A 21,283-nucleotide genomic window follows, 5' to 3' on the forward strand; every position below is an offset into this window, starting at 1 on the left:
TCTATTGAGCCATTAATTTATTCAGTTAATGGCTCATTTGCTTTAAATTTCTGTATGGCTTGTAACGCAGATTGAACTTCAGGCTCAGCTAACCATTTTTCTAACTTTTCCTTTTGCTTTTGGGTTAGCTTTAAGCGTTCAATTTCAGAACTGTTATAAAGGCCTTCTAGCGCTATAATTTGCTCAATTTTCATTTTCGGTAAGGGGATACCTAAACCTTTTAGCCATAATGGGATTGATTGAAATTTAACTGATTGAAACTGTTCGATTGAAGAGGTATTTTTTTTGTTTTTCGGTAGCCCGTTTTGCCAATCTTGTCGTAGCCATGTCGTTAACTCAGTTAGCTGATGATTTTCAACCCAGTCACGCCATGTGGCCTCATTCACCCCTTTAATTTTTAAGCTTTTACCTAACCAAATTAAACGAGCAACAAACTGTTGTAAGCAAGCATTTGTATATGCTAAGCAACTAAGTGAATTAAAACTATCAAAAGTAGAAAGATCTGGATATGTACGCTTTTCAAGCCGCCAAATAACGTCTTCTATTTTAGGTGTTCCAAGACCCGAAAGAGTAACCAAGACTTTATCTCCTTCAAGTAAATCTTTTTTTCTCCAAGATGCCAATGAGCCAATACTGACTCTAGAGATAGTTTTTCCTTCAAGATTGATGGGGTTAATCGTCGCAACAACGCTCACTCGTCCTGTTCGGCCAACTTTGAATTGTAAATACTTGACCACTGAAGCCACTCTACGCAGTGGATATTTCCAAGCAACCGCCCAACTATTTTGATTTGGTTTCCACGCAAACGCATCTGGAAATGGATAACTTTTTAGTACGATACCATCCGTGGCAAAAGGAAGTTCATTTTGATAATAGTGCTCACGCCATTGCTTTACTTGTGTTTTATTTTCAATTTTGTGACTATATTTTTTTGCTAAGGGAAACCCTAATTGAGCAAGATCCTGAAGCTGTTTCATTGGTTCTGATTCACCGTTTGGCCAAGCCCAAATAAATATTCCGATATCAGGCTCAAGAACTTTTGGCTGTGCCTTACGCATTAACCAACCCGCTATTTTATTTCGGGCGTTTACTCCCCCACTTTTTGCTTGGATGTGCTGGTTCAACCGCCAGAAAAGTTCACCTTGTAAAATGACACTTTTATGTATATCAATCTGCTTTGGAATTGCAGGTATAAAGTCAGCTTTATCGCGCCATTCTAAGCCTTCAACGCCATTACCACGGCTGACCATAGAAACAAGATGACCATTTTGATAGACAAGGGTTACTGCCACGCCATCCACTTTCGGTTGTAACCAGATTTCACGGCGAGAATCAACCCATTTATATACCTCAGATTCGGCTAGCTTTTTCAATCCTGTATGGGGAATAGGATGTTTAATAAGTTGTACTTTTTTAGGTAGCACAACTTCGGGAAGTTCTTCAGAAAGTTGCTGGCAACGGCGTAAAGATTGCCATTGATGAAGTAATTGGTCATAAGCTTCATCACTAATTTGGCTATGACCAGATAACCGATAGACCTGATTCCATTCCTGTAACTGAGCGCCTAACCGATGGCTTTCTCGCTCAATCTCACTCATGTTCCCTAATTCGCAATGCTCATTTAATTCAACATGACTGTAACCAAAGGCTAAACTACCAATTCCCCAAAAACCAACCATCAACATACCAATAATAAACGCTAAGTTACTCCTAAATTTATCCATAAAACATGCCATAACAATTCCTTTTAAATAATTAACTTCCCCTATACTCAATACGCTTTATCTTTTTAAGCATGAAAGTATTTGTCTTAACGCTCACGCTAAAATGTGTTTTTTTGCGAAAAGCTTCGCAAGACAGATGTGATTTTCAAGAATACTCAATTCATTTCTGGAAGCTGCTCGCAGATTACTCATAGATCAATTTTCTATTCTCTACTATTTATGTTTTATTGATATCGCTGCATGTTGATGGAAGTGTGTGTATACTATGTGGGGTTTATCTCCGTCTTTTATGTTTAACCCTCGACTATTCAAGAAATCATCATGATACAAGGTACGTTATATATTGTTTCTGCGCCTAGTGGTGCGGGTAAATCAAGCCTTATTCAGGCTCTATTGAAAACACAACCGTTGTATGACACGCAAGTTTCTGTTTCTCATACAACTCGAGCTGCACGCCCTGGTGAAGTTCATGGTGAGCACTATTTCTTTGTATCAGAAACTGATTTCTTACAAATGGTCGAAAATGGTGACTTTTTAGAGCACGCTTGTGTCTTTGGAAATTACTATGGAACGTCTAAACCTATTATTGAAGACGTTTTAAAAAGTGGAGTGGATGTTTTTCTTGATATAGATTGGCAGGGAGCGCAACAAATTAGGGCTAGAATGCCAGAAGCGCGCAGTATTTTTATTCTCCCACCATCCAAAGACGAACTTTATCGCAGGCTACGTGGCCGTGGCCAGGATAGTGATGAAGTCATTGAAAAACGAATGTCACAAGCAGTAGGTGAAATCGAACACTTCAACGAGTATGATTACCTTATCGTTAATGATGATTTCAATACCGCATTAGGCGATTTACAATCCATTATCCGCACTGAACGCTTAAAATTAGGGCGCCAAGTTCAGAGACATGATGCTTTAATCAGCAAATTACTAGCAGACTGAGAATAGTTTCAGTATCATATCAGGTCATTTTTTTATTTCTTTTGGAGTAGCACACTTATGGCACGCGTAACTGTTCAAGACGCAGTAGAGAAAATTGGTAACCGCTTTGACCTCGTATTGGTCGCAGCACGCAGAGCTCGCCAGTTACAAACTGGTGGAAAAGACCCTTTAGTTCCTGAAGAAAACGATAAATACACAGTTATCGCGCTACGTGAAGTAGAAGAAGGTTTAATTAACGGTCATATTTTGGATGTGCGTGAACGCCAAGAACAGCAAGAGCAAGAAGCGGCTGAAATGCAGGCAGTTTCGGCAATCGCTGAAGGTCGTCGCTAATTACTAAGGTGGGTCTGCCTTGTATCTGTTTGAAAGCCTTAATTTAGTTATTCAAAAATACCTCCCTAAGGAGCAAATTGAATTACTAAAACAAGCCTATGTTGTCGCACGGGATGCCCATGAAGGACAGACCCGTTCAAGTGGTGAGCCTTATATTACTCACCCTGTTGCTGTTGCTTGTATTCTTGCCCAAATGCGTCTGGATCATGAAACACTTATGGCTGCGCTACTTCATGATGTGATTGAGGATACTCCAGCAACATTTCAGGACATAGAAGAATTGTTTGGAACAACCGTCGCAGGTCTTGTTGAAGGTGTTTCCAAACTTGATAAGCTAAACTTTCGCGACAAAAAAGAAGCTCAAGCAGAAAACTTCCGCAAAATGATTATGGCGATGGTCAAAGACATTCGCGTCATTTTGATTAAACTGGCAGACCGCACTCACAACATGCGCACATTAGGCTCATTAAGGCCTGATAAACGTCGCCGTATTGCTCGTGAGACCCTAGAGATTTATAGCCCGCTAGCACATCGGCTGGGTATACACCATATAAAAACAGAGCTCGAAGAGCTTGGTTTTGAAGCACTCTATCCTAACCGTTACAGAGTTATCAAAGAAGTCGTTAAAGCGGCTCGTGGTAACCGAAAAGAGATGATCCAAAAAATTCTCTCTGAAATTGACGGTCGACTCACTGAAGCTGGTGTTCCTTGTCGTGTCAGTGGTCGAGAAAAACACTTATATTCTATCTACCGTAAGATGCACCAAAAAGAGCAACGTTTCCATTCCATCATGGATATCTATGCTTTTAGGGTCATCGTCAAAGATGTAGATACCTGCTACCGTGTTTTAGGTCAGATGCATAGCTTATACAAACCACGTCCAGGGCGTATTAAAGACTATATTGCTATCCCTAAAGCTAACGGCTATCAATCCCTGCACACCTCTTTAATTGGGCCACATGGCGTGCCAGTTGAAGTCCAAATTCGCACCGAGGATATGGACCAAATGGCAGAGATGGGCGTTGCTGCTCACTGGGCCTATAAAGAGCAAGGTGAACAAGGCACTACAGCGCAAGTCAGAGCACAGCGTTGGATGCAGAGCCTGCTTGAATTACAGCAAAGTGCAGGTAGCTCATTTGAATTTATCGAAAGCGTGAAATCAGACTTATTCCCTGATGAAATCTACGTTTTCACCCCCGAAGGTCGTATTGTTGAGTTACCAACAGGCGCAACCCCTGTTGATTTTGCTTATGCGGTGCATACAGATATTGGACACGCTTGTGTTGGTGCTCGTGTTGACCGACAACCATACCCGTTATCCCAGTCATTGAGTAGTGGTCAAACCGTTGAAATCATAACAGCGCCAGGTGCACGTCCAAATGCCGCTTGGCTTAATTTTGTTGTCAGCTCAAAAGCTCGCGCCAAAATTCGCCAGTTACTGAAAAATTTAAAACGCGAAGACTCAATTAATCTTGGTCGACGGTTACTTAATCATGCTTTAGGGGCAGGAAATAAACTCGCCGATATTCCTCAAAATCATATCGATGCTGAACTGGCCCGCATGAAGCTCAATTCTATTGATGATTTGCTTGCCGAAATAGGCTTAGGCAACGCAATGAGTGTTGTTGTCGCGCGTAACTTACAAAATAATCCACAGGGCACACTAGAAGATCAAGCTGTCATTGAAAGCCGTAATAAACTGTCTATCAAAGGTGCTGACGGTGTTTTAATCACCTTTGCAAAATGTTGCCGCCCAATTCCTGGTGACCCTATCGTGGCACATATTAGCCCTGGAAAAGGCCTAGTTATTCACCATGAATCTTGCCGTAATATCCGTGGCTACCAAAAAGAGCCCGATAAATTTATGGCCGTTGAATGGGATAACGAAACTGATACCGATTTCATCGCTGAAATCAAAGTAGACATGATTAACCATCAAGGTGCGCTTGCAAACCTCACGGCTGCAATTAATGATGCCAACTCAAGCATTCAGAGTATGAATACTGAGGAGAAAGATGGTCGTGTATACTGTGCCTTTATCCGCCTGACCACTAAAAACCGTGTTCAGCTGGCAAATGTTATGCGTAAGATACGTATCATGCCAGATGTTCTACGAGTAAGCCGAAACCGTAACTAACGAATATGAATGAACGCCGCTATCGCCGCATTTGCCAAATGATGGCGATGCGGCAGCCAGACCTCACGATTTGCCTTGAAGAAATTCATAAACCCCATAATGTTTCTGCGATAGTCCGCAGCGCTGATGCTGTGGGTATTCACCAAATTCATGCTATTTGGCCAGACCAACAGGTTAAATTATCCGTCTCTTCCGCCGCAGGTAGTAACAGTTGGGTAAAGGTTATCTCTCATCAATCAACTGAAGATGCTATTTCACAAATAAAATCGCAAAATATGCAGGTATTAGTAACAAACTTATCTGAGCACGCTGTTGATTTTCGCGAAATTGATTATACCCGCCCAACTTGTATTATGGTGGGACAAGAGAAAAAAGGTATTTCAAAGCAAGCGCTCGCACTGGCAGATAAGCACATCATTATTCCAATGGCGGGTATGGTGCAATCATTGAATGTTTCTGTCGCCTCTGCCTTAATACTCTATGAAGCGCAAAGGCAGCGGCAATTAGCCGGCATGTATGACCGCCAACACAGCACGCTGTCAGCGCAAGAGCAGCAAGAGTGGCTATTTGAAGGGGGTTATCCTGTACTTGCTGAAGTGGCTAAACGCAAAGGCTTGCCGCGTCCATATATCAATGAACAAGGGCAAATTGAAGCCACTGATGATTGGTGGGTGCAAATGCAACTAACCGAAAAAATGAAAAGACAACAATTTGGTTAAGGAAAAGGAAAGAACATGAATAGTGGGCTACTTGATACCATTTCACTGACTTCGCTGCATGGAATTGGTGCAAGCCAGTCAGAAAAAATGCGTAAAATCGGTTTGAACACCGTTCAAGACCTACTTCTTCATTTTCCACTTCGCTACGAAGACCATACCCGTTTGTACCAAATCAAAGACCTTTTACCTGGAACAACGGCGACTATCACAGGTGAAGTAATCCAAACAAAAGTGGTTTTTGGTCGAAAGCGAATGATGACCAGCCTCATTACTGATGGAACAGGCAACTTAACACTGCGCTTTTTTAATTTCTCTGCTGCGATGAAAAACAACTTAGCAGAAGGCCGACAAGTTACCGCCTATGGCGAAATTCGCAGAGGTAATACAGGCCCTGAGATTATTCACCCTGAATATAAAGTTTCTCAAGATACAGGCAGTATTACGCTGCAGGAAAATCTAACGCCTGTTTATCCCACTACAGAAGGGGTTCGCCAAGCCACATTACGCAAAGTCATGGATCAAGCTCTGGTCATGCTTGATAACAATAAAATTAAAGAGTTACTTCCTGAAGAACTGAGCCGTGGCATGATAAGCCTGCCAGATGCAATACGATTACTGCATAACCCGCCCCCCAATGTTGCACTCAGTGAATTAGAAAAAGGTCACCATCCTGCACAAAAACGTTTGATACTTGAAGAATTGTTAGCTCACCACTTAAGTATGTTAGCAATTCGAGCTGGTAACGAACGTTTGTATGCACAACGGTTAACCTCTAATGGCAAGCTAAAGGCACAACTGCTCGCACAGTTACCTTTTTCACCAACCAATGCACAAAACCGTGTTGTGGGTGAAATTGAAGCTGATCTCGCGAAAGACTCACCAATGATGCGTTTAATTCAAGGAGATGTGGGTTCAGGAAAAACCCTTGTTGCTGCATTAGCCGCTGTATGTGCTATCGAAAATGGTAAGCAAGTTGCCTTAATGGCACCGACTGAAATTTTAGCTGAACAACACGCAAATACTTTCAAACAATGGCTCGAACCATTGGGCATCAAGGTCGGTTGGCTTGCTGGTAAACAAAAAGGGAAAGCGAGGGAACAACAACAGGAAGCTATTGCAAGCGGTGAAGTTTCAATGGTAGTTGGAACGCATGCTATTTTCCAAGAGCAAGTAAAGTTTAATCGCTTAGGTTTAGTGATCATTGATGAGCAGCATCGTTTTGGCGTTCACCAGCGCCTCGCTCTGCGTGAAAAAGGAGAGCAGCAAGGGTTTCACCCTCATCAACTTATTATGACCGCTACACCAATTCCACGCACGCTAGCGATGACCGCCTATGCGGACTTAGATACTTCCGTTATTGATGAACTCCCTCCTGGAAGAACACCTGTGACTACCGTCGCCATCCCTGATACACGACGTAGTGATATTATCGAACGTGTACGCCAAGCTTGTATTGACGAAGGTCGCCAAGCCTATTGGGTATGTACACTCATCGAAGATTCTGAGCTATTAGAAGCCCAAGCAGCTGAAGTGACAAGTGAAGAACTGGCACTAGCCCTCCCTGAACTCAAAGTGGGCCTCGTTCACGGACGAATGAAGCCAGCTGAAAAACAAAGCATTATGGCTGCATTCAAAAATAATGAAATTCAGCTACTTGTCGCGACAACTGTAATTGAGGTTGGTGTTGATGTCCCCAATGCCAGTTTAATGATTATTGATAATCCTGAGCGTTTAGGCCTTGCTCAACTGCATCAATTAAGAGGCCGTGTAGGTCGTGGGGCGATTGCTTCTCACTGTGTACTTTTATATAAAACGCCGCTCACCCATATCGCCAAGCAACGCCTACAAGTCTTACGTGATAGTAACGACGGTTTCGTCATCGCCCAAAAAGACTTAGAAATTCGCGGGCCAGGAGAATTATTAGGCACGAGGCAAACAGGCAATGCTGAATTTAAAGTGGCTGACTTACTCCGTGATCAATATATGTTGCCAGAAGTGCAGCGCATTGCTCGCCATATTCAACAACAATACCCTGAAAATGCACAACAAATTATTGAACGCTGGCTACCTGAGCGCGAGCAATATGGGCATGCATAATCCACGTTCTAAATACACTTCTTTAAACGAAAATTGCCGTGAACTTCTTCACGGCAATACCTGTTTTACTATCGATGATTAGAATATTAATTATCCCGCAATAGTCGGGAAAACGGGTAACATCAGATACAATTTAATGACTATAGCATTCACAATATCAATAAAGAATGCACCAACCATTGGTACAACTAAGAATGCTAAGTGAGATGGTCCTAATCTATCTGTAACCGCTTGCATGTTTGCAATCGCTGTTGGTGTTGCACCAAGGCCAAAACCGCAGTGACCTGCCGCTAAAATAGCCGCATCGTAGTTTTTGCCCATCACTCGGAAGGTAACAAAAATCGCATATCCCGCCATTACGCACGCTTGTACTGCAAGAATGACAATCATTGGAATTGCTAATGATGCCAATTCCCATAATTTTAAGCTCATTAATGCCATAGCTAAGAATAATGACAGACTAACGTTGCCTAAAACAGAAACCGCTCGGTCAAACACCCGGTAAAAGCCCAGTATGGATAAGCCATTACTGAGGATCACACCGACAAAAAGAACACACACAAATTTCGGTAAAGCAAACACCGTTTCCGCTAATAAACCCGAAAGGTAGCTACCGACCAATAAGCAGATAGCGATTAAGGCAATGGTTTCAATCAGCACCATTGAACTTATCATACGGCCTGACTGTGGTTTTTCAAACGCTGTTGGAACGTCTTTATCGTCTTCTAGTGTACCTGGCGTCGGAATATTTCGCGTTAGGAATCGTGCAACAGGGCCTCCTATTAATCCCCCTAAGACCAACCCAAATGTTGCACATGCCATTGCAACTTCGGTTGCACTTTTAAAACCATAGCTTTCAGAGAATATTTTCCCCCATGCCGCGCCAGTACCATGACCGCCAGAAAGTGTGATTGAACCAGCAAGTAGCCCCATTAATGGGTCTAGTCCCAGTAGTTTTGCAAGGGCAATCCCCACAGTATTCTGGACAAGCAATAAACCGACAACCACAAAAATAAAGATAAACAACGCTTTACCACCTGCTTTTAAACTCGCTAGGTTGGCATTTAGACCAATGGTGGCGAAGAATGCCAACATCATCGGTTCTTGCAGTGATAAGTCGAAAGACAAGCTCCAATCAAACATTTGCTTCAGCAAAAGTAGACTAAAAGCGACTAACAATCCGCCTGCAACAGGCTCTGGAATCGTGTATTTTTCTAAAAAAGGAACGGTTTTAACGAGTTTCCGTCCAAGCAGTAATACTAATGTAGCTGCTACCAAAGTCCCGTAGACATCGAGATGATACATTTACGTACCTCGTCTGTTGTTAAAATTATTAAATATTAGTAAGACGTTAATTTCTTCCTTAAAACGCCAAAAACAGGTGAACAGATTAGAAAAAAAAACTGTTATAAATACAAGTCAAAAGATATAAAAATGTGACGAACTTAGTTTAACTATTTACAATATTTATTTTGCGCAAACGATTGCTTTTTAATTTAGTCGCTTTACAATGCGTTTTTTGTTGGTGGGAAATGAAGGCAATGAATACAGCAACGTCTGAAAAACAAAATACGGAATCAACGATAAACACCCAAAGTGAGCTCATCTATAAATTAGAAGATAGGCCACCGCTTCCCCAAGCCCTATTCGCGGCTGGGCAGCACCTTCTCGCGATGTTTGTTGCTGTTATCACCCCCGCAATGCTGATCTGCCAAGCCCTCGGGTTACCTGCACATGATACCCAACGTATTATTAGCATGTCTCTATTTGCTTCTGGTATTGCCTCTTTAATTCAGATTAGAGCATGGGGGCCTATTGGTTCAGGGTTATTATCTATCCAAGGAACCAGTTTCAACTTTGTTGCACCTTTAATTATGGGAGGTGTTGCACTCAAGCAAGGTGGGGCAGATATTCCATCCATGATGGCGGCACTATTTGGTACGTTATTAGTTGCTGCGCTCACTGAAGTTATTTTGTCTCGCTTCTTACATTTAGCGCGTCGCGTCATTACGCCATTGGTCTCTGGTGTTGTTGTAATGATTATTGGACTATCACTGATCCAAGTCGGTCTCACCTCTATTGGGGGCGGTTATGGGGCAATTAGCGATAATACCTTTGGCTCCCCTGATTATTTAATTTTGGCAGGCATTGTTCTCGCAGTCATTATTCTGCTCAACCGCCAAAAAAATCCCTATCTACGAGTCGCCTCTTTAGTCATAGCAATGGCAGTAGGCTACCTTGCTGCTTGGTGGATGGATATGCTACCAAATGCGCAGCCAACTGAGCCAAATCAGTCTATTATCACTGTACCTGAACCTTTCTATTATGGTTTATCATTTGATTGGAACTTATTGATCCCCCTGATCTTAATCTTTATGGTAACCTCTTTGGAAACCATTGGTGATATCACCGCAACCTCTGACGTTTCTGAACAACCCGTTCGAGGCCCACTTTACATGAAACGCATTAAGGGTGGCGTATTAGCAAACGGCTTAAATTCAATGGTTTCCGCCGTATTTAATACCTTCCCAAATTCCTGTTTTGGTCAGAACAACGGGGTTATTCAATTAACTGGTGTTGCTAGCCGCTATGTGGGTTATATCGTCGCATTGATGCTTGTTTTACTGGGGTTGTTCCCTGCTGTTGCGGGTTTTGTACAGCAAATCCCTGAACCCGTTCTTGGCGGTGCAACCATTGTGATGTTTGGGACGATTGCGGCATCTGGTGTGCGTATTGTTTCCCGCGAACCACTTAATCGCCGAGCGATTATGATTATCGCGCTGTCACTCGCTGTTGGAATGGGAGTTTCACAGCAGCCGTTAATTCTGCAATTTGCCCCAGACTGGCTGAAAACCTTGTTTTCTTCTGGTATTGCCGCAGGCGGATTAACAGCAATTGTACTGAATTTAGTTTTCCCACTCGAAAAATAATCGTTCATCTAAACCGCTAGAGTTGAATATTCTGGCGGTTCTTCTGTATGCTATCCTTAAATTATCGCGATATTAAACGCATTCCCCCACAAATTTGAGGAGCAGCTAGCTGTGAAATGGTTAATTAAATTTGTTACCTATGCATTCTTGCTACTGCTGCTATTGTTTATCGCCGCCTACATTGGGTTACAAACGCGCTGGGGAGCATCCTATTCGAGTCAATTCCTTAGCAAATTTACTGACTACGATATTCATGTAGGGATTATGGGACATGAATTTTCCAACCCTGGCGAATTCATCTTCCAAGATGTACAATTAACATCACAAAACAAAGACTTGTCCCTAGATGCACGTCAAATCGTGGTTGATGTAAATTGGCGCAATATTTTCAGTGGTACAGCGATCCGTCGCTTCATCATCACACAAGGTGAGCTTTCTACAACCCTATCCCCTGAATCAACACCACTGCCTATTTCGGCGGCTATTCTGCAATTTGAAAATAGTCAGCTAACCCTTAAACAAGGTGATGACACCATTTTCGCTACAGGGTTTACTGGGGGGATCACGCCGTGGAGGCCGACAGTGAATCATCCGTTTGGCTATGGCGATTTTCGTTTCACCTCCAGCCAATTAAAAATCAATGAATTACCATTTAAAAATGTGGCACTGACTGGAAAGTTGCAAGAGCAAGTCACTGAAATCAATAAAGCGAGTGCATACCTAAATAACGGTTATATTGCAGGTGAAGGTAAAGTATTTACTGATGGTGCAATTACGATTGATTCATTAGCAATGAATAAGGTTGGCTGGGAAAACAGTATTGATTTCGATACATTATTTGATGCAATTAGTAGTGATAGAACCATTCAAATCAAAAATCTTGAATTAACTAACATTGATATTCAAGGAAAAGACTGGGCGCTTTCAGGGCTGAGTACAGAAATCGATCAGCTCAGTTTGGTCAGAGGTAGCTGGACAAGCCCTAAAAGTAAAATTAGCTTTAATGTTGACCAATTAGTCATGAAAGATCAACAGCTAAGTACACTAATCGGTGACTTGAATATTGATGGAGACAAACTAAACATCAACAAGTTATCAGGCTACTATAACAAAGGCGTATTTAATTTAAGTGGTGCTTGGCAACGTAATGATCAAGTTCTTACCATTAATGAAGGTAAGCTAGGCGGCATTTTATATACCCTACCAGAAACTTGGCTCGCTTTTTTTGCTGAACCCGCACCCTCTTGGTTATCAGGCCTATCCATCAAAAAATTCACTGTCTCCCAATCGTTGCTGATGAATATCCAGCCAGAATTCCCGTTCGAATTCACAGCGTTAAGCGCCAACATTGAAGATGTTGACCTCATTAAGCTAAAACAGTGGGGAGTTTGGAGCGGTAAGGCGACATTCAATGCCGATAGCGGCACAATTAACCAAGTTTTAGTCCGTCGTCCGTTCTTAGAAGTACGTCAGAGTGGGAAATCCTCCGCAGCAGCGAGTTTAACAGTCAGCACGGAAAGAGGTATCAGCAAGATTGGTGTATTAGTGAAACAAGAACCGAAAAAAGTGCCATTTTTGTTACGAGCTTCAGGGACTAACATTGATTTAATCGATTTAAATCAATGGGGATGGTCAGGTTTCCCAGCACAAGTTATCGGTGACTTTGATGCAACACTACAGGGAGATTTCCTCGCACCTTCAGTTGCTAAAAGCGTAAATGGCGAGCTGATGGCAATGCCTCTTCAAGGTAAGCGCTTATATCGTACGGTCGTAAAAGGGGTTGTGAGCTCTTCGGTGGAAACACAAGAAGAAATACCCAATAGGGAAACAACACCTGCGCCACAAGGTGCAACACAACAAGACACCCAAGTTCCTGCGTTAACGGCGCAATAACAGATCGAGTAGGAGACGGGATCCCCCCGTCGTCCTCTCACACCACCGTACGTACGGTTCCGTATACGGCGGTTCCTGTCTGTATCGAACGTTTTCAATACATGAGTCTGTTTCATGCATCGTGTCGCCAGTTAACGTTTAGAACACCGCAAACACCGTCTAGGTTTCCGACCCTTCTTGTTTATTTGTCGGCACAATGATTATTCATTGCCTTGTGTTCCGATAACTCGAGAGCACACGTGACTTGCCGCTCGTGACAGGTTCAGCCCTTTATGCTATCGGTTAACTAGCACTACTACGGCGTCTGCTGACTTCTGCCATTGCATCCCAAGACCTCTCGGTGTTAGTAGCATTAAGGCACAATGGCATATCTCCCGAGGTAATTCGCGCGACCTTCCTGCCTATGTCTGTCGGCTCTACGTCACAGCGTTCCGTATAAGTATTGGGCGTTGACGATATATGCCGCCTTACCCCGCTGTGCCGCCTAAACCGCTTCCTGTTCGTCAGACTGGCATTTTGCTTTCAGCTTCCTTCAGATTTCACCTCGCGATGAACACCCTTGCCGTTCAGCTAACACCTCCCCTTATCGGGCGTGTAGAGGACTTTCACCTCCAAGTCACCTGTTAACCGCCACAGTCAACAGACAACGCCAATCAAGGCGCACATAAGCAAAAGGCAGGTCGATTGACCTGCCTCTTCGCATTATTCAACTGGCAATAATATATTCTACTTTGTTTTTTCGACAGGTAGCACCATATAAACCCCGCTGAAAACTGCACCAACTTGGTTATTTGGGTCACTTACTTCCACTTTCAGTTTAACTCGCGCTTTGCTGCCTCGCGCTAAGCGGTCAAGGTCACCACTCATATTCGCTAAATCCGCAATTGCCGTTGGCCTACCACTCACTGGCTTGCCGTAGCGGATGTTGGCATCCACTAACACAATATCACCACCAAGTTGATGCTCTTGCATTAGCAGCCAAATAAGCCCCCAACCGGTTAATGTCGCGAGTGAAAATTGGCTACCTGCAAAAATAGTTTCATGGGGGTTTTGGTTGCCCGCTTCTGGCATTGTCGTAATAAAACGGGTCCCTGTATATTGTTCGATGCGAACACCCATTTTTTCACTTAACGGAATGTATTTATGCCATGCTTGCTGTAATTCACCACACCAATCAGGACGATGTAAGATTTGGTCTAGGGTTTCAATTGGCTTGATCATTAAATAATGACGCACAGGTGTTTTAAGCTGCCCTGCAACTTGCCCCCTATTTTCAAACCCCATCTTATTAAAGAAAGGAACGGCTTCTTCACGCACACTGGAAACAATACGTTTTACACCTTCTTGCCGTGCAACTGACTCCAGAGCCATAATAATCAACTTCCCCAGCCCTTTACCTTGCATGACGGGATTAACAGCGAGGAAGCGAATTGCACCTTCGTTATCGGCATTAATATATAGACGGCCAATCGCCAAAATACGGTTTTTATCATCCACCACCATTTGATGGTGAGCCGTTAAATCATAACCGTCTTTTTCAGAACCGAGGGGTTGATTGAAGGGTTTTCGCAACATTTCCCAACGAAAGTGGTAGTAAGTTGCAAATTCAATTTCATCTTTCGGTGTACGTAAATGGTACATCGTTTCCCCCTTTAAAAATGGAATCACACTTGCAGCCAAAAGGTCACAGGGCCGTCATTAGTTAAGCTCACTTGCATATCAGCAGCAAATTGCCCAGTTTCAGTCGTGACGCCATGCTGACGGCTTTGTTCCACAAAATACTGGTACAGTTTATCGGCTTTTTCAGGCTCTGCCCCCCCAGAAAAACTAGGTCTCATGCCTTTTTTGGTGTCTGCCGCTAACGTAAATTGTGAGACAACCAATAAGCTGCCTCCCGCTTGCTGAACATTCAGGTTCATTTTCCCTTGTTCATCACTAAAAATACGGTAGCCCAGCACCTTTTCACATAAGCGTTTTGCTTTTTGCTCGTCATCGTCTTTTTCAACGCCAAGCAGAACCAACAAACCTGAGTTTATTTGCCCAACCGTTTGTTCATCAACAACCACACTCGCATGAGTGACTCTCTGGATTAATGCAATCATGATTACTCTGCACAAAAAGATGGAGCAACGTTAGCCGTTGCTCCATCTTCAATATCAAATATTATTCAACTTCAGCACTAAAATCGTAAGTACGGAAATATTCAGGAACGGTATCTTTATCCACAACATGAATACTATGGATACCAAGAGCTTGCGCGGCTTTAACATTTTCCTCTACATCATCGAAGAAAACGGCATCTGCTGCTTCAAATTCTTCGGATTGCAGAACGTATTTGAAGATTTCAGGATCAGGCTTACGCATACCTAAATCTTGGGATAAATAGAGAAAATCGGAGGAAGCTGCAATCTCTGGGTAGTGTTCTGGCCAGTAGTCCAAATGTAGACGGTTAGTATTCGATAAGACGACAACACGGTGCCCTTGTTCACGCAGGCGCTCCATAATGTCAATCACTTCTGGTCTTAACGAAATAAAAATAGCGTGCCAGCCTTCAGCAAAGTCTTCAAAGCTCAGAGTGATCCCCATTTCTTCACAAAGTAGCTCTGCAAACTCTATATCTGAAATTTTTCCACACTCATGTAATTGAAAGATATTGCCAAAAGTAAACCGTGATTTGATTTCTTCACTTGGTGTGCCGCTCAGTTCAGACCATTTATCAAACACACGATTAAAGTCGATATCAATAATCACATTACCCATATCGAAGATATACAGCATAAATTTTCCTCTTTGTTATTCACTAAATTTACTTTAATCATTATTCGTCCAACTGAACAGCCCTAATTGGTGATAATTCACGTTATTTTGTCAATTCATCGGTTGAGCACTAAACCAGAAAATTGCTGCCGACCTAACCCTTTTTACTGCAGATACAATAACAGGGCTATTAATCACTTTTACGCTGGCTCTTTACTACGACAATAAATACGGAATAACCGAGCTAAATGTTCCCCTGCTGGCGTTAATGTTGCGTCCCGGCGCTGCACGAGAGCAAACGTGGCATAAGGTAGTTTTTCGATTAAATCCAATGCGATATACCGTTGTTCAAAGAGAGGCTCATCTATCGTGTCTATCGACACAATGGTTAAAAAATCACTTTGTGCGACTAAACTTAAACAACCAATTAAGGTTTCACAGGTCACACTGAAATCCATGGGGCGCTCCATCATGGAGAACACATCGGCGAGTTGCTTGTAATATGTGCCCTTTGGGGTTGGCATCGTCCAATCGCAGTCCACTAACTCAGTAAGCGATTTCGCATGCCGTAAGGGGTGATCTTTACGCATAATCACTTTGTATTCTTTTTGCATCAACCGCTCAAAAGTAAACTCCGCATCCAAGCTTCCTGGGTAATAAGTGTTAATCGTGAAGTCCAGTTCCCCTTGCCTCAATTGAGTTAGCATGGTTAATAATTGCCCTTCCATAATGCGCAATTTGATATTGGGATAATCGCGGTGAAATTGAGTGACGACTTTTGGCATTAATGAACGAGCAATACTACCTGCAACACCAATGTTCACCGTTCCACCAATCAATCCAATACGTTGTGAAATCTCTTCTTGCCCGACCCGTAATTCTTCAAGAATTAAGCTTGCACGGCGTAAAAAACCCTCCCCACATTCCGTTAAATAAATCCCTTGGTTACTGCGAATAAACAATTTAGCCCCCAAGCTACTCTCTAATTCACGAATAGATTTCGTCAATGCAGGCTGAGAAAGCTGTAGAAAACGGCTGGCGGCTCGAATACTGCCATGCCGGCTAATTTCGACGAACGCCCTGAGCTGATTTAATTTTATGGGTGGTGCCATATCAATACCCCGATAACTTTTAGTTATATAGCCAAAGATAATTGTATCTTTTTTACTCTAATTTGATTGTGTACAGTCAGAAAATAGAGAAACAAAAAATTAACATTTAGCAAATTAAATAATTTTTTATAAATTAAAATAACCAAAGCAAATTAATATACTACTTTTTAAAATTAAACGAATTTTAATTTTAAAACCCATACACATCCCTATTTCAATATCCCTGTACTGATTTTTCTTGTGATAACTAAAAGAGATACAAAATGAATACTGACTTAGATAGCACCATCCAGCAGATGGCACAACAATTACAAGCATGGCGGCGTGATTTTCATCAGTATGCAGAATCAGGTTGGTTTGAATTTCGTACAGCAACGCTTGTTACCGAAGAACTGCATCAACTTGGTTACCAACTGCAACTGGGCAAAGAAGTCGTTAAAGCGGATGCTCGAATGGGCCTTCCTACCGAAGAAAAATTGGCAGAACAAGAAAAAAGAGCGATTGAACAAGGCGCTTTAACTCAATGGCTACCTCACTTTTCAGGGGGGTTCACTGGTATCGTTGCCACACTCGATACTGGCCGTCCAGGCCCAACACTTGCTTTTCGTGTCGATATGGATGCCCTTGATTTAAATGAAGAACATTCGTGCCAACACCGTCCACATAATGAAGGTTTTGCTTCCTGTAATCCGCACATGATGCACGCGTGCGGCCACGATGGGCACACCGCCATCGGCCTTGGGCTTGCTCGTATTCTCAAGCAATATGAAGCGAAGCTGTCTGGTCGCATCAAGGTTATCTTTCAACCAGCGGAAGAAGGCACCCGAGGTGCCAAATCCATGATGGAAGCAGGTGTGGTTGATGATGTCGATTTCTTTGTGGCTATCCATATCGGTACAGGTGTGCCAAAAGGCGAAGTCGTCTGCGGCAGTAAAAACTTTTTAGCTACCACAAAGTTTGATGTGACCTATCAAGGTGTTGCGGCACATTCAGGTGCAAAACCTGAAGATGGCAAAAATGCATTAATTGCCGCAGCCCATGCAACCCTAGGCCTATATGGTATCCCGCGTCACAGTGAAGGAAGCTCACGCATTAATGTTGGTGTATTGCAAGCAGGTATTGGCCGCAATGTCATTCCCGATAGCGCACTGCTCAAAGTTGAAACGCGCGGGGAAACCAATGAAATCAACAAGTTTGTCTACGAAAAAGCAATGCACATTATTGAAGGCGCCGCCAAAATGCAAGATGTCGCCTTTGATATCAAACTGATGGGAGCCGCACAAAGTAGCCACCCAAGCAATCAGTGGGTTGATTTTATTTGCGATTTAACAAAAAAACAGCTTCCTGAATTAACCTCTATCGTTAAAAACCGCTACCAAGCCGCAGGTTCGGAGGATGCAACCTATTTTATGGAACGCGTAAAAGAGCGTGGAGGCCAAGCCACTTACATGATTTTTGGTACAGATCTCAGTGCAGGTCACCACAATGAGCGCTTTGATTTTGATGAAAATGTGATGATAACAGCAGTAAAAACGCTGTCGACAATTGCCCTGCACCTCCCTGAATTCGGAGCGAAAAATGGATAAACAATTCACATCATTTATTGGTGATTATATTGAAAATCATCGCGCCCAGTTTACCGCGCTAAGCGACAATATTTGGGATCACCCTGAAACCCGCTTTGAAGAAACCTATTCTGCTAATTTACTGGCTGACGCATTAGAGCAAGAAGGCTTCCACGTTGAAAGAGGGGTTGGTGATATTGAAACGGCGTTTATCGCCAGCTATGGTGAGGGGTCACCTGTCATTGCATTATTGGGCGAATATGACGCTCTCGCAGGGTTAAGCCAACATTCTGCTTGCAGCGAGCCAAATCCCTTAGTAGAAAATGGTAATGGTCACGGGTGTGGGCATAACTTACTAGGCACCGCCGCGTTATCTGCCGCTTTTGCTGTCAAAGCCTGGCTGCATGACAATAATTTATCTGGTACTGTGCGGTTTTATGGCTGCCCTGGGGAAGAAGGCGGATCAGGTAAAACATTCATGGTCAGAGAGGGCTTATTCGATGATATTGATGCTGCCATTACATGGCACCCAGAATCATTTAGTGGTGTCTTTAATGTGCAATCCCTTGCTAACATTCAAACAGCTTTTCGCTTTAAAGGTATTGCTTCTCACGCAGCAAACTCCCCACACCTAGGCAGAAGTGCACTTGATGCCGTCACCTTGATGAATGTTGGCGTGCAATTTTTACGCGAGCACATTATTCAAGACGCTCGGATACACTATGCCGTCACCAACACGGGGGGCGCATCCCCAAATGTCGTGCAACCTGATGCAGAAGCCCTCTACCTTGTCCGCGCCCCGCAACTTGATGAAGCACAAGATATTTACCAGCGTGTGATTAATATTGCACAAGGAGCTGCCCTGATGACAGGGACGCAACTAGAAGTCCGTTTTGATAAAGCATGCTCAAACTATGTGCCTAATCGGACGCTAGAACACGCCATGTTTAACCACATTACTGAATTTGGCATCCCTGAATATACCGATAAAGAACGTCAATTCGCTGAGCAAATTCACAATACATTGACAAAAGATGATTTACGCAATGCCAAGCTAAATGCTGCCCGCAGTGGAGGAGAAGAAGGCGAACGTTGGTGTGAAAGGCAGGGCAATAAAGTACTCACGAATGAAGTACTGCCTTACGTTGAGTCCAAAGAGTTGATGTACGGCTCAACCGATGTTGGTGATGTCAGCTGGGTTGCCCCTACCGTTCAATGTTTTAGCCCATGCTTTGCCTTTGGTACCGCACTGCATACTTGGCAATTAGTAGCACAAGGGCGCACCTCTATTGCCCATAAAGGGATGCTGCTCGCAGGGAAAATCATGGCCTCTAGCGCCATTGAGTTGTTCTTGAAGCCCGATTTATTAGCACAAGCAAAAGCTGAATTTACGCAGAAAAGGCAAGTTACCCCTTATCAGTGCCCTATTCCCAAAGATATTAAGCCTTCAAAATTAAAATAAGTAGTTCCTTAATACTGGCGGGGTTTACCCGCCCATAAGTCATAACAATAACAATGAAGATAGACACAAGGAAACCCTATGAGCGACTCAACAACTGTGCACAAAAGCCCCGGGGCAATTTTTCGCTGGATAGAACGAGTGGGAAACAAAATCCCAAACCCATTCATTTTGTTCGTTTATTTAATTGCCGTGCTGATGATTGCGACGGCTGTATTATCTTGGTTTGATTTATCTGTTAAAAACCCCGCCAATGATGAGATGGTCAGCGTTAAAAATTTATTAAGCGTGGAAGGGTTACAGTGGATTTTACCTAATATCGTTAAGAATTTTAGCAGCTTTGCCCCCCTAGGCGCCATTCTCGCATTAGTCATTGGGGCGGGTTTAGCTGAGAAAGTAGGCTTACTTCAAGCTTTAATGTACAAAATGGCATCGGGTATTAATAAGCGCTATGCCAGTTATATGGTACTGTTTATCGCCTTTTTCAGCCATATTTCTTCAGATGCGGCGTTAGTTGTCATGCCACCACTAGGTGCCTTGATCTTTATCGCGGTAGGTCGCCATCCTGTCGCTGGCCTATTAGCTGCAATTGCTGGGGTCGCTTCGGGTTTTACCGCAAACTTATTGATTGTCACCACCGATGTATTGTTATCGGGAATCAGTACAGAAGCAGCAATGATGATTGACCCAAATCTACATGTCAGCGTTATCGATAACTGGTACTTTATGGCCACATCGGTGATTGTGTTAACCATCGCAGGTGCACTACTGACAGACAAATTTATTGAACCCCGTCTCCCCGTGTGGGAAGGCACGTCACATGACCGACTCGAAGAATTGACGCCAATTCAAAACCGTGGTTTATTGATGAGTGGCTTGTCTGCACTAATCTTTATCGGTTTAGTTGCGCTCATGGTTGCCCCAGAAGGCGCACCACTGCGTGATCCAGTAACTGATACAGTGATCCCCTCGCCGTTTATCAAGGGTATCGTTCCTGTCATTATTATTTTCTTTTTCGTCGTTTCCATTACCTATGGTGTATCAACCAAACAAATCAAAAAGCCGAATGATATCCCAGACTTATTAGTTGACCCAATGAAAAGCATGGCAGGTTTCATTGTGATGGTTTTCCCACTTTCTCAGTTCGTTGCATTCTTTAACTGGAGCAATATGGGGAAATTCATGGCGATTGGTTTAACTGACTTGCTAGAAAACTTAGGGATGACGGGTGTGCCCGCGTTTATTGGGTTAATGTTTTTATCTGCGTTTCTGTGTATGTTTATCGCCAGTGGTTCTGCTATTTGGTCAATACTGGCACCGATATTTGTGCCGATGTTTGTGTTACTTGGCTTTCACCCTGCTTTCGCACAGATTGTGTTTCGTATCGCTGACTCCGCTGTGTTACCCCTTGCGCCGATGTCACCGTTCCTTCCGCTCTTTTTAGGCTTTTTACAACGCTACTATAAAAATGCGCAGCTAGGGACCTACTATACCTTAATATTGCCGTATCCAATTGTATTCTTTATTGTTTGGATGTTATTGCTAGTAGGCTGGTACTTTGCAGGCTTACCTATCGGGCCCGGAGTTTACCCACAACTTACCCCATAAAAAA

16 protein-coding genes are annotated in these 21,283 nt (G+C 43.2%); 10 read left to right on the forward strand and 6 right to left on the reverse strand.

Translation table 11 applies throughout. The features are described from left to right. Window positions 1-17 precede the first annotated feature (17 nt). Window positions 18-1,724 carry an NAD-dependent DNA ligase LigB gene (ligB, locus tag PSF27_RS08440; protein ID WP_272681267.1) on the reverse strand — a complete coding sequence of 569 codons (1,707 nt, stop codon included), beginning with the start codon at window positions 1,722-1,724 and terminating at the stop codon, window positions 18-20. A gap of 321 nt (window positions 1,725-2,045) precedes the next feature. Here ligB and gmk point away from each other — a divergent pair, with 321 nt between their 5' ends. The 5 genes from gmk to recG are packed head-to-tail and all read left to right on the forward strand — an operon-like array spanning window position 2,046 to window position 7,955. Then, window positions 2,046-2,669: a guanylate kinase gene (gene gmk / locus PSF27_RS08445; protein ID WP_206084863.1), complete on the forward strand. Its 624-nt coding sequence runs from the start codon at window positions 2,046-2,048 to the stop codon at window positions 2,667-2,669. Between the two features lie 57 nt (window positions 2,670-2,726). Next, window positions 2,727-3,002 carry a DNA-directed RNA polymerase subunit omega gene (gene rpoZ / locus PSF27_RS08450; RefSeq protein WP_004262665.1) on the forward strand — a complete coding sequence of 92 codons (276 nt, stop codon included), beginning with the start codon at window positions 2,727-2,729 and terminating at the stop codon, window positions 3,000-3,002. Window positions 3,003-3,021: 19 nt separating this feature from the next. Next, window positions 3,022-5,139, forward strand: a complete 2,118-nt coding sequence (gene spoT / locus PSF27_RS08455; protein ID WP_206084865.1) for a bifunctional GTP diphosphokinase/guanosine-3',5'-bis pyrophosphate 3'-pyrophosphohydrolase — start codon at window positions 3,022-3,024, stop codon at window positions 5,137-5,139. Between the two features lie 5 nt (window positions 5,140-5,144). Then, window positions 5,145-5,858: a tRNA (guanosine(18)-2'-O)-methyltransferase TrmH gene (trmH, locus tag PSF27_RS08460; RefSeq protein WP_206084867.1), complete on the forward strand. Its 714-nt coding sequence runs from the start codon at window positions 5,145-5,147 to the stop codon at window positions 5,856-5,858. 15 nt (window positions 5,859-5,873) lie between these two features. After that, on the forward strand, window positions 5,874-7,955 hold the full coding sequence (recG, locus tag PSF27_RS08465; protein WP_206084874.1) for an ATP-dependent DNA helicase RecG: 2,082 nt from the start codon (window positions 5,874-5,876) through the stop codon (window positions 7,953-7,955). Between the two features lie 90 nt (window positions 7,956-8,045). On the opposite strand, the gene gltS is transcribed toward recG, so the two are convergent. After that, window positions 8,046-9,260: a sodium/glutamate symporter gene (gltS, locus tag PSF27_RS08470; RefSeq protein WP_206084875.1), complete on the reverse strand. Its 1,215-nt coding sequence runs from the start codon at window positions 9,258-9,260 to the stop codon at window positions 8,046-8,048. 236 nt (window positions 9,261-9,496) lie between these two features. Between gltS and PSF27_RS08475 the strand changes: the two genes are divergently transcribed. Continuing rightward, a complete protein-coding gene (locus PSF27_RS08475) occupies window positions 9,497-10,885 on the forward strand; it encodes a uracil-xanthine permease family protein (RefSeq protein ID WP_206084876.1) in 1,389 nt (462 codons plus the stop codon). A gap of 111 nt (window positions 10,886-10,996) precedes the next feature. Next, a complete protein-coding gene (locus PSF27_RS08480) occupies window positions 10,997-12,778 on the forward strand; it encodes an AsmA family protein (RefSeq protein ID WP_272681268.1) in 1,782 nt (593 codons plus the stop codon). 726 nt (window positions 12,779-13,504) lie between these two features. On the opposite strand, the gene fabY is transcribed toward PSF27_RS08480, so the two are convergent. From fabY to PSF27_RS08500, 4 genes are all read right to left on the reverse strand, one after another. Continuing rightward, entirely contained in the window at window positions 13,505-14,419 is a 915-nt protein-coding gene (gene fabY / locus PSF27_RS08485) for a fatty acid biosynthesis protein FabY (RefSeq protein ID WP_272681269.1), read from the reverse strand. Between the two features lie 23 nt (window positions 14,420-14,442). Beyond that, complete coding sequence (dtd, locus tag PSF27_RS08490; protein WP_206084907.1) at window positions 14,443-14,880, reverse strand: D-aminoacyl-tRNA deacylase; 438 nt, start codon at window positions 14,878-14,880, stop codon at window positions 14,443-14,445. A 61-nt stretch (window positions 14,881-14,941) separates the two neighbouring features. Beyond that, on the reverse strand, window positions 14,942-15,556 hold the full coding sequence (gene yihX, locus PSF27_RS08495) for a glucose-1-phosphatase (protein WP_206084909.1): 615 nt from the start codon (window positions 15,554-15,556) through the stop codon (window positions 14,942-14,944). 179 nt (window positions 15,557-15,735) lie between these two features. Next, window positions 15,736-16,647: a LysR family transcriptional regulator gene (locus PSF27_RS08500; protein WP_206084911.1), complete on the reverse strand. Its 912-nt coding sequence runs from the start codon at window positions 16,645-16,647 to the stop codon at window positions 15,736-15,738. A gap of 263 nt (window positions 16,648-16,910) precedes the next feature. On the opposite strand from PSF27_RS08500, the gene PSF27_RS08505 reads away from it, so the two are divergent. The 3 genes from PSF27_RS08505 (at window position 16,911) to abgT (ending at window position 21,279) form a co-directional block, all read left to right on the forward strand. Beyond that, on the forward strand, window positions 16,911-18,233 hold the full coding sequence (locus tag PSF27_RS08505) for a M20 family metallo-hydrolase (RefSeq protein WP_272681270.1): 1,323 nt from the start codon (window positions 16,911-16,913) through the stop codon (window positions 18,231-18,233). Beyond that, a complete protein-coding gene (locus tag PSF27_RS08510) occupies window positions 18,226-19,674 on the forward strand; it encodes a M20 family metallopeptidase (RefSeq protein WP_272681271.1) in 1,449 nt (482 codons plus the stop codon). The genes PSF27_RS08505 and PSF27_RS08510 overlap by 8 nt, the downstream gene beginning before the upstream one ends. Before the next feature lie 78 nt (window positions 19,675-19,752). Further along, window positions 19,753-21,279, forward strand: coding sequence for a p-aminobenzoyl-glutamate transporter (gene abgT / locus PSF27_RS08515; RefSeq protein ID WP_206084917.1), 1,527 nt, complete (start codon window positions 19,753-19,755; stop codon window positions 21,277-21,279). Window positions 21,280-21,283 lie beyond the last annotated feature (4 nt).

It is taken from the genome of Providencia sp. PROV129 (assembly GCF_028482245.1).
GTDB lineage: Bacteria > Pseudomonadota > Gammaproteobacteria > Enterobacterales > Enterobacteriaceae > Providencia > Providencia vermicola.